The 13,420-nt window shown below is 44.4% G+C and carries 12 protein-coding genes and 2 pseudogenes; 3 read left to right on the forward strand and 11 right to left on the reverse strand.

Features of this window, described 5'->3' with window-relative positions; genetic code table 11:
- Positions 1-85: 85 nt before the first annotated feature.
- Positions 86-1,837, reverse strand: a complete 1,752-nt coding sequence (locus G493_RS32480) for an ATP-binding protein (protein WP_051309518.1) — start codon at positions 1,835-1,837, stop codon at positions 86-88.
- Between the two features lie 76 nt (positions 1,838-1,913).
- On the opposite strand from G493_RS32480, the gene G493_RS34855 reads away from it, so the two are divergent.
- Positions 1,914-2,153: a helix-turn-helix domain-containing protein gene (locus tag G493_RS34855; protein ID WP_084813649.1), complete on the forward strand. Its 240-nt coding sequence runs from the start codon at positions 1,914-1,916 to the stop codon at positions 2,151-2,153.
- A 342-nt stretch (positions 2,154-2,495) separates the two neighbouring features.
- Here G493_RS34855 and G493_RS0118355 read toward each other — a convergent pair whose 3' ends face one another.
- Complete coding sequence (locus G493_RS0118355) at positions 2,496-3,350, reverse strand: class I SAM-dependent methyltransferase (RefSeq protein ID WP_028581581.1); 855 nt, start codon at positions 3,348-3,350, stop codon at positions 2,496-2,498.
- A 658-nt stretch (positions 3,351-4,008) separates the two neighbouring features.
- Here G493_RS0118355 and G493_RS34425 point away from each other — a divergent pair.
- Both G493_RS34425 and G493_RS34430 read left to right on the forward strand, forming a co-directional pair.
- The gene (locus tag G493_RS34425) at positions 4,009-4,266 is read left to right on the forward strand and encodes a hypothetical protein (protein WP_028581582.1); all 258 of its coding nucleotides are present in this window, start codon (positions 4,009-4,011) and stop codon (positions 4,264-4,266) included.
- Between the two features lie 67 nt (positions 4,267-4,333).
- Positions 4,334-4,693 (forward strand): annotated as a pseudogene (locus G493_RS34430) (group II intron maturase-specific domain-containing protein); the annotation flags it as partial.
- A gap of 90 nt (positions 4,694-4,783) precedes the next feature.
- Here G493_RS34430 and pyrF read toward each other — a convergent pair.
- The 9 genes and pseudogenes from pyrF to G493_RS34860 form a co-directional block, all read right to left on the reverse strand.
- On the reverse strand, positions 4,784-5,605 hold the full coding sequence (gene pyrF / locus G493_RS0118365) for an orotidine-5'-phosphate decarboxylase (RefSeq protein WP_028581583.1): 822 nt from the start codon (positions 5,603-5,605) through the stop codon (positions 4,784-4,786).
- A 161-nt stretch (positions 5,606-5,766) separates the two neighbouring features.
- The gene (locus G493_RS0118370) at positions 5,767-6,993 is read right to left on the reverse strand and encodes an aspartyl protease family protein (RefSeq protein ID WP_028581584.1); all 1,227 of its coding nucleotides are present in this window, start codon (positions 6,991-6,993) and stop codon (positions 5,767-5,769) included.
- A gap of 425 nt (positions 6,994-7,418) precedes the next feature.
- Entirely contained in the window at positions 7,419-8,531 is a 1,113-nt protein-coding gene (locus tag G493_RS0118380) for a Fic family protein (protein ID WP_028581585.1), read from the reverse strand.
- Positions 8,532-9,081: 550 nt separating this feature from the next.
- Entirely contained in the window at positions 9,082-9,867 is a 786-nt protein-coding gene (gene panB, locus G493_RS0118385) for a 3-methyl-2-oxobutanoate hydroxymethyltransferase (RefSeq protein ID WP_028581586.1), read from the reverse strand.
- A 237-nt stretch (positions 9,868-10,104) separates the two neighbouring features.
- A complete protein-coding gene (locus G493_RS0118390) occupies positions 10,105-10,512 on the reverse strand; it encodes a hypothetical protein (RefSeq protein ID WP_205623709.1) in 408 nt (135 codons plus the stop codon).
- A gap of 291 nt (positions 10,513-10,803) precedes the next feature.
- Positions 10,804-10,992, reverse strand: coding sequence for a hypothetical protein (locus G493_RS34045; protein WP_205623710.1), 189 nt, complete (start codon positions 10,990-10,992; stop codon positions 10,804-10,806).
- Positions 10,993-11,231: 239 nt separating this feature from the next.
- Positions 11,232-11,561, reverse strand: coding sequence for a hypothetical protein (locus tag G493_RS0118400; protein WP_028581588.1), 330 nt, complete (start codon positions 11,559-11,561; stop codon positions 11,232-11,234).
- Positions 11,562-11,627: 66 nt separating this feature from the next.
- The gene (locus G493_RS0118405; RefSeq protein WP_028581589.1) at positions 11,628-11,879 is read right to left on the reverse strand and encodes a hypothetical protein; all 252 of its coding nucleotides are present in this window, start codon (positions 11,877-11,879) and stop codon (positions 11,628-11,630) included.
- Between the two features lie 441 nt (positions 11,880-12,320).
- A pseudogene (locus G493_RS34860) lies at positions 12,321-12,437 on the reverse strand (acyl carrier protein); the annotation flags it as partial.
- Between the last annotated feature and the right edge of the window lie 983 nt (positions 12,438-13,420).

Here is a 13,420-nt window from a genome sequence, read left to right on the forward strand (position 1 = left end):
GTTTTTTGCCCAGGCCATAGTTGTGTCCGAGATTATAGCCCTGATGTTTCAGGGTATTGTAGCGGCTTGTCCTGCTCCTTCACTATCAAGATTGCTGTTGACGGCCAGGTCTTTTAATGGGGAGTTTGATCGTAAAGGTTGTCCCTCGTCCTGGGATTGTCTGAAAACTTAGACTACCTCCGTGCTTGGTTGCAATGACGTTGTAGGCAATGGCCAAACCTTGTCCTGTCCCTTTACCCACTGCCTTTGTCGTGAAAAAGGGATCGAAGATTCTCGGCTGGATCGCTTTCGGAATCCCACAGCCGGTATCGGAAATATGAATGACAATTACTGATCCTTCCAACTCAGTTTTGATCGTAATCAGGCCTGGTTCTTTGTTTTCAGTCGATTCAATCCGTTCTTGGATAGTATGGGCACTATTAACAAGGAGGTTGAGTAGTACTTGGCCTATTTCATTGGCCAGGCATGGAATTTGAGGCAGATCCGGTGCAAGGTCGAGGACAAGTTCAGCACAGTATTTCCACTCATTCTTAGAGATCGTGGTCGTTACTTCGATAAGATGGTTCAGGTCGAGAAGCTCAAATTCCTTGCGGCCTGGATGGGAGAACTCCTTCATCGCCTGGACAATTGAGGTCACTCTGGTAATCCCCTCCCGGGACTGTTTGACAGCAATTGGAATTTCTGATTCCAGGTAGGACCAATCAGCCTTTTCCAGACACTCTTCAAACAGTGTTGAAGAAAAGTGTTCCTTTTGTGCGGCATCGGCAAGGGTGGTAATTATGTCGTTCAGTGCTACGAAGCTATCAGAAAGGAATTCAATATTAGAGCTTACAAACTGGAGAGGGGTGTTGATTTCATGGGCTATCCCAGAAGCTAATTGGCCAATTGATTCGAGTTTGTTGGCCTGCAACCGCTCGATATGAAGTTTTTTTTGCTCCGCTATTAAATTATACTCATGGGTATTATCTGAAAAGACTAGAAGAAAGCCGTTGAACTTACGGCTGATATCGCACATGGCCGAGCATAGAACATCAATCTCTAACTGTCGGTCGTTCTTGAGAATGCTGTGATGTTCAACAATGACCTTTTGGCTATCGTTGAGTTTGTGGATTATTCCCTGAAGCCATGGGAATATTTCGTCATATTTTTTTCCGAACAGGGTTTGATTGATCATGTGAATAGATGAATCAATAGAATAAAAACGTTTGTCGTTCGCTACCTGGAGCCACTGTGCCGCGGCGTGATTGATTCGGTCGAGAATTCCCTGGTCGTTGAGTAGGATAACAGGCTGTGACAGACTTTCGAACAAAGTGAGATATTTGTTTTTCTCGTTGGTAATATTGCGATTTGCTACTTGTAGTTCCTGAATTTTCGCCGCATCGCTGCTGCTGGTCCATTCATGGACCAGACCCAACTCGATACGGTCAAAAAAACGTTCCAGATAATGAGAGGCCCACTTTTTTTCTTCCGGAGTCAAAGGCTCCAGTTCAAGAAGGTCAAGGTAGCTTTGTCGATAATATTTAAAAAATCCAAGGAACATGGGGAGGGTGACCCCACGTTGCCGGTGTCTTTGTGCTTCAAGTATGCCAAAGGAGGCGATCATGTCATTGGTGTAGTCTTCATCCGGGTGCAATTCAAGGTTATCTTGATGTTCGGTAAGCGATTTAAGAAGTGGTTCGGAAAGTCCGCTAATGGAGAGGCGCCAGGGTTCGACTAAAGTTGATGTGTAGGCTGCGTAGCCATATTCGATGGCATAATGTAGGATGGAGTTCATCAACCAGTCTTCATTGCTTGAAACCAAGGCATGGAGCTTTGCATGAGGATGGTTGGCTTTCATCCAAGACCTCCTTGAAAAGGGGAACGAACTATCAATTGAAATAGTTTCGACTTGATCTGACACCTCACTTGAAAAGATGAGAGCTAGCAGTTTTGATTTCGGTGCCAACAAAAAAGCAAAACTAAAGGAGATAACCCTCATACTTCATGGTAACGAACGTATCGTAAAACACAAGATCGGATTACTCAATCTGGCAGAAGAACTCTCTAAAGTCTCACGGGCATGCAAAATTATGGGCCTCTCAAGAGACACTCTTTATCGCTATAAGACAGCAGCTGAAGAAAGAGGCGTTGACGCCCTGATCGACAATAACTGACGCAAGCCTAAGATTAAAAACAGAGTCGATGAATTGACAGAAAAAACCGTGGTTTCACATGCTATCGAGCAATCGACTCATGACAGGTACGTGCGAGTAATGAGCCGAGAAAACGTTGGGTTTTCATCTCTCCTCGAGTGAAGATGCGTTTGGATCAGACATGAGCTTGGCCATTTAAGGATCGCCTGGCGGCTCAGGAAGAAAAAACGGTTTAGAAAAAAATGATTCTGACCTAGGCCCAAGTCCAAGTGAGGTAGTACAGGTGGCCGGATAAAGGGGCTTAGCCTGACGGCTATGGGGCTGTGGGAAAGACTCCACCCGGCTACCCGATTGGGCATTATTTCAAACTTGTGCTTTCATCAAATGCCCGAAATTACCAACCATTAACTTGTCGGTACGATTAACGAAAAATTTTGCATTGATTTCATCCGGCCCAATATCTTCAGCTTGTGTGAATCCGATAGCTTTTAAATCCGCTACCAGAGAGTTTGGATCAAAAAAACTTCGCCAAGGTTCTCCGGCAGCCGCAATTTTTCGGGCTATTAATCGGAATACAAATCGACGTAAAAAATTCTGTGAAGAAGGTGGAGTGGTATAATCAAATATAATTTCACTTCCGGAAGGTGTTGATGAGGAAATGTAATTCATCGTTGCCATCATCGTTTCTCTGTTCAGATACATTGTTACGCCAAGCCACGAAAAAAAGGATGGCTCGTCCGTCTTGAATCCAGCTTCATGCAACTGATCTGCTAACATCTGATTTTCAAAATCTATTGGAGCCAGAATCAAATTATTTGGTATGGGGATCTTTGCGGCATCAAGTTGCTGGCGTTTCCATTTTTGTGTGGCTGGATGGTCAACCTCAATTACTTTCAAACCGTCATTTGAATACGGATTACGATAGGCAAACGTATCAAGGCCGGCACCAAGAATAACATACTGACGGACACCGCGCTTGATGGCAACAGATAGTTCATCTTCAACAAATTTACTACGTGCGACAACGATAGCCCTGAGATAGCTGTGCAACCTTGTCTTGAACTTTCGTTTTTCTGAATGAATTGCTGAAACATCTTGAGGGTCGATAATGTCTAACGATAGATGGTCTTCGAATACCTTGGGATTATCAAGGATTTGATGTGCTGCTCGCATCATTGCAACTTTTTTGGCGGTTAAACTGGGACCATTTTGTTTCATCTATCTCTGTCCTTCGGATGGGTGGCATGTCCAACGTTCTGCGTGAACGGCCGGGAAAACGAGCTGTGCCTATTTAATGTAAAGTTCATTGATGACTGCGTTAAAGCTAAAAATAGCATCGTTTTCTCGATCCGCTGTCCACGCAGTGGTGTGCGTCCGGTATGGGCGTGAACTCATGGGGTTAAATTCCCTTGTAAGTATTCCATGTAACGTTTTGAAACGTAACACAAATTACTAGCCGAAGGCAAGGGCGTTACCGCGAGGTAGGGTCGGAAGGAAGATGGAGTGCAAACTTGTGAGCTGACGGACAGAAACGTCATACAAGGCCGAGTCTCTGGGTAAGGCAAGCACCACATGTCAATGCCCAAGGAACAGGAAATACGGTAAATGGCGTGGTTGTACAAGGGAAGTTCACGTTCTTATTCGGGGAGGCCTCTACGGTATGCGATCCAACTCCCGTTGGAAAGCGCTTTGCATGGCAACATGTCTGGTGGCCGGGCAGGAGTCAGCAGAGATCATAGCAGTTCGCCGCCAGCGGAGTAAGGACTGAATCCAGAGAAGGGAAAAGGCCCGTCATGCTCGGCTAGTGAGATGAACCTGACCGGGGGGAGCAATTGGTCGGCGCGTTGACGATAAGCCCGATTCCGAAGAATACCTGTTGGAGCGGATTCTTTCCCGTGCCAACCTGAGTGAAGCCTGGAAACACAAGGCCAACCGTGGAGCGCCAGGTGTGGATAACATGGTCCTTGACGACTTCATGGCCTATGCTTGGGAGCACTGGCCAGAGATTCGTTCATCCATCTTTGCAGACAGTTATAAATCTTCGGATTCTACGCTTACCCCTACCGGCCAAACGTGTAGATATCCCAAAGGCAACAGGGGGGACTCGTCCTCTGGGGATTCCTGCCGTCCTTGACCGCTTGATTCAACAGGCCGTCGAAGTCTGCGGTTATCTGCCCAGGTCTTGGTGCCGATAAGCATTTACCGGACGGAGCTGGGGCGTTGTTTCCATGGACTATAGACTGTTCAAGTTGGCAGAGTATTTACATGGCTGGATGGAGTATTACGGGATATCGGGGCTGTATCGGGCAAAACCCGAACTCTACCAATGGTTACGTCGTAGGGTACGCATGTGCTACTTGAAGCCGTGGCGTTACTGCCGCACTAAGGTTCGCGAGCTAACCAAGCTCGGTACCTTCCTGCGAACTGCCATCTCGCTCGGTTTGAGCCGGAAAGGCCCGTGGAGATTATCCCGTACATTGGCAACTCAGTCTGGAATGACCAATCAATGGCTTAAGAATCAAGGTTTGCTTTCTATCAAAGATCTATGGGTAAAGATTCATTACCCGGCTACGGCTCGAGCTCATGGGAACCGCCAAGTGCGGACCCGCTTGCTTGGTGGTGTGGGGGCAGAGACTCCCCCGGCTACCCGATTATACTATTTTTCTGTATCTGTTAATTTCGTCTCGCAATTCTAACGCAACAGCCCTTGCTGCCTCGGCAAAATCACCACCGCTACTTGCGTACAAAACGCTTCTTGATGAACTGATGATCATCCCCGTGCCATCGTTGGTCTGACCCGATTTTACCATTGCCTCTACATCTCCACCTTGAGCACCAACTCCGGGTACAAGCAATGGCATGTCACCTACTATTTTTCTTATTTCTAACATTTGGGATGGCCACGTCGCTCCAACGACGAGCAGACAATTTTTGTTTGTATTCCAATGTTTGCTGGCTACCTGAGCTATGCGTTTGTATAATGGTTCACCGTCAATCTCTAAATCTTGAACATCACCTGCTCCTGGATTAGATGTGCGACACAAAAGTATGGTTCCTCTATCCTTATATGACAAAAACGGCTCTACAGAATCGCGGCCCAAATACGGGTTAACCGTCACCGCATCTACCCCATACCGTTCAAATGCCTCGATTGCATATTTTTGTGCGGTGCTACCTATATCTCCTCGCTTCGCATCTAAGATAACAGGAATGTGCGGATAGAATTTCTTTATATAATCTATTGTTTGTTCAAGTTGTTTCTCAGCAGATACGGCTGAAAAGTAGGCTATTTGCGGCTTAAACGCACAAACCAAATCATGGGTTGCATCAATAATTGCTTTATTAAAATGAAATATCGATTCTGAGATATTTTTCAATTGCTCGGGAAAACGTGATAAATCTGGATCAAGTCCAACACAAACCAAAGAATTGTTTTGTTGCCAAATGGCTTTTAGTTTTTTATTAAATCTCACCTGTGCTCCTATGAAGTATAGCATGAACATCTGCGGCTTGTCCGCAGAATGTTATTGTCGGAATTAAATATCGCGCCTCTGAATTTCTTAAATTTCCAGATACTTATCATGGGTGATTCTGATATTCCTGCATCCTCCGTGTCGGCAGTAAGCCGGCTGAGTTAGCGCACGGGTGGAAACATGTTCTCCTTGTGCAAAACAACGCGTCTCTTCTCACCATCACGCAGAATTTCCAGTTCGATCGCACCTTCTGTATCCTCGCTTATAAATAATTTCATTAAATCCAGTGCGGAGAAATTCATCGCTTTGGAGTTATTGAGTCGAATTACTTCATCGCCAATTTTCAGTCCCATTTTGGCTGCAGGAGAATTGGGCCAGTAACCGACTACCAGCAGTTTCTCATCCTGTTTGTCCAAATTCAGGCCGTAAATGGGGAAATTGTCCATGAAGGGTTTACCATTGGGTACTAAGGTCATCAGGCCGTTCGGGTAATCCAATGTGACTGTGTACCGGCTCAAGATATGGTTGCCGATGAGGAGTTGTCCGTTTTTGGAGAGATGGGAGAAGGTTGGAACATTATGGAAGAGCAAGTCATCGATTTTGAGGTCATCCAGTCGCACCGCATGATCTTCCTCGGAAAGTCCGCCAATTCCCTTCGACATGCTGCCTATGGCTTTGATCGTCTTACCACGTTTGTAACCATTGGTTTTTTTGACCATATAGCTAGGGATTAAACAAACAGGAGCGCCGGTATCAATGAGTACGGTATCATGGATCTCGTTGTCCACAACGCAATCAATGGCCGGAGCAAAGCCGTTTTTCGCATCAATGGTGAAAGGTATGGTGATACCTCCCATTGGCGGTGCGTGCTGTGTCCTGGGAGGCGAGAGAATTAGGGTATTGTTGGTGAAATCAATTGTTGTCACAAAGTATCGCAGGAAATTGGAGCCAATCACCCCTGCAACATCCTTGAAATTGAGAAAGGACATGTCTATGACCCCCGCAGCACACTGGGCAACTTCCTGAGTACCGACTCTCAGGCTGTTCAGGGTAATTAAATCGATTTCTTTACTGTTGCCGCCGCTCCCCCGCATGGCTACTTTGACACCTTGCGGCAGCTTGAGTTCCTCCGCCACTTCTTTACGAACGATGGTGAGCGCGGCCGTATCAAGCATAAAGGTGTATTCTTTTGGTGAATTATTGATCCGGGCCTTGATGAGAATCGGATGCCCCGTGAGGGTGAAAGGAACCACCGCCGGGGTTACGTTCGTTGAGACAAGCTGGCCGCCGTTGACGGTCTTGATTGCTTTGACGATGGAACAACCGTTTAAATAAATCAGGGAAAACAACAGGACCAACCAACAAACAACTCTCGGTGCACTTTTCATTCTCGTCCTCGCGCCGTTGCTTTATTGTAAATAATTTGGATTGTCAGATCGCCTTTTCGAGCGGTGAGGTGATAAGCAACTACTATTTAAAGTAGCCCTAAAAAGATCAACGATCCGCTAAGACCGAGGTTATAAGCCGCTTCATCCGAAAAAACAGCAAAATGTATCCTTGTCAATTTCCTTGTTGTTTCGGATTTAGGGGAGCCCTGTCCAGGAGGTTGTCAGGAGAAGATTTTCGCCTACACAAAATCAAGAAGTTACAGGTGATGTTATATCCCGCTACTGACTTCTTTGGCGTTGGAAAGGGAATTTTTGGACGCTTTAACCAGCTGTTTTTGAGTTGTTTTATTTGCCACCCATAAATCTGAAACAATCAGCATTTCGCTTATACCCTGTTGTTTAACTCTCTCGTTCCCCTCACCAGCTTACTCCAACTCTTCTGCCGTTATCAGGCGGTAACTTGTACTTCGGCCTCCACCAGGATTTTGAATCAGGAATTGACGGGCGACGAGTTCCCGTATGTCCCGAAGCGCAGTATCCGGGGAGCATTTGACAATTTTGGCGTATTTCGATGTGGTCATGTGCCCCTTGAAATTGTCGAGCAAACGATTGATAACAAGCCGCTGTCGTTCGTTCACTGGAGCTTGATTAATCCGGTTCCACAGTGCCGCCTTAAAAAGGACCGAGGACAGTATGTCTTCTGCATTATCAATAGCATGGGAAAAGCAGCTCAAAAACCAGGATAGCCAGGATGTAATATCAAGACTGCCTTTTTGCTGTCTCTCAAGCTGTTTGTAATATTCTTTACGTTCCTTCTCAAGTTGTCTGGACATGGAATAGAAACGATTGGGCGTACCATCTGCCTTTGCCAGAGCCATATCCGCAATTGCACGGGCAATCCGTCCGTTACCAGCTTCAAATGGGTGAATAGTGACAAACCATATATGGGCAATACCAGCTTTGATAACAGGATCAAGCTTCAGGTCAGCTTTAAACCATAAAAGAAACGTCGTCATTTCCGCATCAAGCCTTGATGCTTCCGGTGCCTCATAATGCACCTTTTCATGTCCTATTGGACCAGACACAACCTGCATCGGGCCTGCTTCTGCAGGTCGCAAGGCTGCAACGGTGATGCGGTGCATACCGCTTCGACCTGTCGGAAACAAAGCCGCGTGCCAGTCAAACAAACGCTCTGCAGTCAATGGTTGTTCGAAATTTTGCGTCGCATCCAACATCATTTCAACAATGCCTTCAACGTCGCGACCAACAGGCTTGTCATTTAACAGAGGAATACCTAATCTCCTGGCAATGGAAGATCTGACTTCATCAGTATCTAGTCTTTCGCCCTCTATTGCTGACGAGCTTACAACATCGGTTGTGAGAATATTCAGGCTGGCCTCCTGCCTGATCGGAAAACCTAATACCTCCATCTTGCCCAATAAACGGCCTTGTCGGTGCCGGGCCTCTGCGAGTAATGACGCAAGGGTTTCATTGTCCCAAATGAAATTTGGCCAGTTTTTCTTTTCATGAATCCACATGCATCATCTCCGTCTCGTTTACGGATATTGTATTGATCATTCTCCGTAGAGGCAACTAAAAGACGCAAATTGTGCGGCGAATAATAGCTTTAATCACCGCAAATGTACAATGCCCCCTCTGGATAATATGGGGGAAGGGGCTGATGAGACCGTGCCCTTCAATCTTCATTGAGAACTTTACCGGCTACATTTACGCCCTTTCTCAGAGTTTCATCAAGTCCACGACCGGTGTTTGCATGTCCGCATTGCAACAGACCGATGCGCATCCTGAGATTCAGAAATGATTACCGTCAACCTGGCTAAATGGTAATCGAGGCACCGCTTCACAGCCAACAATAGCAGGGAGGCTTCCATTGATTATGGACATCGTGTTTTTTTAACGCCTGGTCAGGCGAATGGATTTTTGCGCCCTGAGTTCAGCGCTGCTGTCCCGGCAGCGCAATCTGAACATACCTGAAAAATATATATTTCCTTATAGAGACGGGCTTGTCCAGCCACGGATAAGATTGTGGTTCGTTCGTTCCTCACTCACACAATCTATCCTTATTCGTTAACTTCTGTCGGTACCAGTGAACTGAATGATGTTGCTCGGAAATTTCATTGACCTTACTTCCTCCGAAAACTCCGTCGCCACCTTTAAAACGGTTTTACTGACATATGCATACTGCTTGGAAAAAGGAGGCCAGTAGTCACCAAGCCCTAATGCGTCATTGATCACAAGGACTTGCCCATCACAATCCGGTCCAGCACCAATTCCAATAGTGGGAATAGACAAAATCTTGGTGATTTTCCCTGCTAGAGAATACGGAATATGTTCAAGCACAACCATGAATGCACCCGCCTTCTGTATTGCTTGAGCTTCGTTTATGATTCGTTTTGCGTCCTCACTAGACTGGCCGACTTGTTTGAAGTTTTTAGCAGTCTGGGGAAGTAAACCTGTATGACCTACGACAGGAATGTTGTGTTTCACCAAGTACTGAATGACCTGGATGTTTGGTCCTTCCAGCTTCACGCTGTCGGCGCCCGCTTGGATGAGACGCCGAGCGTTCGTATATGCTGTTTCTGGATTTACATCTGTACCATAAGGCAAATCACCAATAATGTGCGTACTCTTCGCACCACGGCGTACAGCACCTATATGGTATTCCATGTGTTCTATGGTAACATCACGAGTGCTATCAAAGCCCATTTCAACCATCCCGACGGTATCGCCAACAAGAATCACCGGAACCTGAGCCTCCTCTATACTTCTAGCAACCGGACAGGTATATGCTGTCAACATAGGGATGGTCTTTGAGCCTTTCATAGCAACAAAACTTTCCGGATTCATTTTCATTCCAACATTCTCCTGTGTCTCTTAAAAGCTAATTGCGATTCTCGGCGAAGTAGTCGCCGAGAACATGTGTATCAGCTGCGGCGTTCCATGAACGTTTATCGGAACGGCAATACGTCCCCGACCTTTAGGAAAAGTGATAATTAAAAAGCTCGAATAGCCGTCAGCTGTGTATAGTTGTTACCTCAGAGTTACTGCATTACTTCTACATAGACTCCAAACCTGAGAAACAGCTTGTTTTCATTTTCCGTTTCTTTTAATGACTAAACCTGACATGTACTGATTATCATTGTGAAATTGATTTATGATATCAATCTCTTCTTCGGTACATCCAAGTATTAGCTTAATCTCTGTGTCATTTTTCATAGTATCAACCGTACAGACAATTGCAACCAGTTTCGCAGCATCTCCTGATCCACACCAAATATCAATTTCATTACCATCTCCACCTGATGTGTCTTCCAAAAAACCGTAATCTAAAGGATACACAATGCTTGGATATTTAGGATGCTTCGATCCTTTTGGTCTATCAATAACCGGTTTTGTGGAACGTAATAATTTATCTAGCCTCGCCCAAAAAATCATCATACCTTTGTGAAGATAACGTTGCAAATAACCAGTGCAAATGGAGCGCAGCGGAATTTGCATCCGAGTTAATTTGCATTGTTGTGCTGTTTAAACATAGAGCACTTGTTTAACGGCTTTTCTATAATCTTTATAATTCGATTCCGCTTGCGGCTTCTCCTGAAAGTATCCTTTTCTTGTCGCCTGTTTTGAATTAGTAAACTGAATTTCCGCAATTTATATCAAATGGCATTATAGGTAATTTCATAATGCTTTTCTGGTATTTGTCAAAAAAACACCCAGTAGCTTTTCCATAGTTTTCTTTATTATTAAACTCCCAATATGAATATTATTTAACACATTTTACAATTTTTGTTAATTCTCTGAGGGCAATCCTTCTTTGATCAAACCGTTCATAGTATAAAATCTTTTCATATATTTTACACAAAAGGAGCTTGTTTGTTTTTCCTGTTCTTTCGCTGCGAAATTAATTATTTCTTCAAACTCGTCAAATTTATCTGGTTTTACTTGAAGCAATTTTATCTCTGAAAATGTATTAGCCATTTTTTTAACCCTGAAAACAGATTATCTGTTTTATTAGCTTTATTCTGCTCAAGTTGCTGCCAGTTATTAGAATATATGAACTCCTGGTTGGATTATTCAATTTGTTGGTGTGAATTACAAGTGGATAAAATTAACAGCATAACATGATGGTCGTCGGTTCATCCGGTTAATTTTTCAGGTTTATTGAGTCAAAACGTGGCCTAACCATTTTGATGCACCTTCTTTCGTAATTTTGAAGTTCATTCAAAACTTTCTTTGATGATTTTTTTTAGAACTTCCTTCGGAACGCCTTGTATATGCTGAATTTGAAGCATCCCTTTGGGAGTTATCTTGAACTCTTTAAGGGATTCTTTATTCTGAATGACGGATTTTGCTTCAATATTAATATGATCTTTAAATGGAATAATACGAACAAAATTTTCACCAACATAAAATGATGGTAATTTTGCCCATAATTTTTCTTCAACTCTTTCAGATGTACTATGATGTATTAATTCATACAAAATCATGAACCGTATTTTTGTTTTATCATCTAAATTCTCTACATATTTTTCAATCGATTCATGCATAGATGCCCCTTTGCTATTCCAAAATTTAGTTTGTGTTTTTCAGAGCAATCGAGGTAGAACGGCCAGTTACCCGACCGTCCCCTTGCAGATCCCTGCGTGCGGTTTTTCCGCATAGGGCTCCTCAATAGTATTCGCTTCGTACAGAAGCAGTTTGGCTTCCTTTGCTATCCCCCGCAGTGAGGTTTGCATATGTTTCTTTTGCGAGCTACATACTACCGTTATTCCCTTCCCCATGTGATCGGTCCTACCGTCTCGGAGTACTATGGGATGATCTGACTCCCTTTTACCCATCAGATGTTCTTCTTGTGGTTGATACATCTTACCTCCGTTTTGAGAGGAGATAAATGGGCCTCCCAGGTTTCTGACACTTCTCTCACCCCATGCCACGCTCTAGGACCCAGGCAGTCCCTCCAGAATCTTGCCATTACGATTCCTTTGTTCTGGCATCCGATACGTTACAATCGTCGCCAACTGCATTTTACTCAGACGAGGCTGAATTGCTTAAGGGAGGCACGTCTCCTCTGCGGCCTGCAATGTTCCTTGTGTACACTTCACGACTGTTGTTCGCCAGATGGCTCCGCGAGTCACGCAACTCTCGGTACGGGCTGCTGGCTAGGCTTTGCCCGACAGGGACTTTCCGCTTATAAGCGGGGCACCCTGCAAGAAGCGCCAAGCTGCGCCTGGCGCACTAACGTGGAGCTAACTGGTTTCGCGGCTGTTTGCGAAATCCATGTTTAGCGTTTGGTTATCTAATTTTTAATCCATACCCAGGTCATCGATAAAATGTGAATCTGGTAATACTTGGTTAGGACCAACCCCTAATTGCTCAACAATAATTTCTTTTACTTTGGTATAAACGTCTTCTCTACACCAAATAGTACTATCTAATGATGTAGTTATTTTGACTAAATCTTTCACTGTTTGAAATTCTCTGGGCAATTCATTTTTCAAAGAAATAGTTGCAGTGTTGAAGATTAGTAGAAAAATAATCGTGATTACAATAGATAAGGTTAAATGATAATCAGATTGTAGCAAGCAAATAACGAAAATCGAAAGACCGCATAGGTTGGTGAGATAGTTAAGCCACTCAGGCTTAGCGAAATCAAGATATACTTCTTGATTTCCAGATAATTGAGTCGTTACTTTTTTAAGAATTTTCTTTTGCTCTTTTTTGCTTATTAGTTCAGATAGGTGAGTATTTGGTTTTATTTGACCACGAGATGCTCCAGCTATCTCAATTAGGTTTTTCCGCACGGTATAGAAAACTGACTGTGATAAACAACCAGAGTTTTCATTTTGCCTTAATTTTGAGAATACGAGGTTAGTTAGATCATTTGGGGTGTAGATATTGATTGCTTCTTGTTCGGTAATGACAATTCGAAATTCTTCTTCAATTGCCATAATTAATTCTACACCGTCTAGTCCCATAGTTTCATTTTATTTTAAAGATAACGTTGCAATAACCGGCCGCAAAATGCGATTGGTTATAGCTGATTTATTATTGAACTGTATGCGGACATCATAAATTTCAATGCCGCGATGTTTTTGCGGTCCGTGTTGATTGGCTGGTGTACGCCCGGCATGGGCGTGATCTAATGGGGTGCAAGTCCCCTGTATGTAAACCCTGTTACTGTCGAGATGACAGGAACATAAATACTAGCCGAAAGCAAGGGCGATCTCGCGAGGGTTCGTCTGAAGGAAGCTGGAGTGCAGGTAAGCGAGGTACGAGACTCCGAAATTATGAGTCGACGAACAGAAACGGCATACAAGGCCGAGTCTCCAGGTAAGTCAGCACAACATGACAACGCCTTGGGTTTGGGAGATACGGTAAATGCCGCGATCGGAGTCTCCCTGTGGTC

The sequence above is a fragment of the Desulfogranum japonicum DSM 18378 genome (genome assembly GCF_000429945.1).
Taxonomy (GTDB): Bacteria; Desulfobacterota; Desulfobulbia; order Desulfobulbales; family Desulfobulbaceae; genus Desulfogranum; species Desulfogranum japonicum.